Source organism: Marinimicrobium sp. UBA4209, from assembly GCF_002381585.1.
Lineage (GTDB): Bacteria > Pseudomonadota > Gammaproteobacteria > Pseudomonadales > Cellvibrionaceae > Marinimicrobium > Marinimicrobium koreense.
Genome location: NZ_DFTP01000032.1, coordinates 1 through 494, shown reverse-complemented (window position 1 = coordinate 494; position 494 = coordinate 1). Strand labels below are relative to the sequence as shown.

Here is a 494-nt window from a genome sequence, read left to right as displayed (position 1 = left end):
AATCACATCAATTTCCAGGCGCTCCTGATCGGCCAGTTCGGCGCGACCGGCATCCCGGTATTGCTGTTCGGAGTCCCGGCGCTGCTTGACCATCTTGTCCAGAATGGCCAGCACACGGGCGTCGTCGAGTTCGATGCGCTCATCGACCTCGATGCGTTTGAATTCCGCGGTCACCAGACGCAAAACCGCCACGCGGGCCTTTTCTCTGGCCCGCATGGCGGTTTTCAGGGCGTCGTTGATGCGCGTTTGCAATTCTGAACGGGGCATCAGCGTATTCCTGTTTGTCTTGTCTTCAGCGCTTGGCTTGTGCCATTCAGCGCGGGCCCGGCGCGAAGCGCCCAGGCCGGGTTCCGGCCTTAGTACAGGCGCTGGAACTTGCGGTTTTCGCGCTGAACTTTTTTGGCGTGACGCTTAACAGCGGCAGCGGCCTTGCGCTTACGGACAGCTGTGGGCTTCTCGTAGGCTTCGCGGCTGCGAACTTCGGCCAGAATGCC

2 protein-coding genes are annotated in these 494 nt (G+C 60.7%); both read right to left on the bottom strand.

Annotated elements, in window-relative coordinates; genetic code table 11:
- A partial coding sequence (locus B3187_RS04840) for a GatB/YqeY domain-containing protein (protein WP_286804857.1) occupies positions 1–267 on the bottom strand: 267 nt, incomplete at its 3' end.
- An 89-nt stretch (positions 268–356) separates the two neighbouring features.
- Positions 357–494, bottom strand: a 138-nt coding sequence (gene rpsU, locus B3187_RS04835; protein ID WP_286804868.1) for a 30S ribosomal protein S21, incomplete at its 5' end; no start/stop codon positions are given.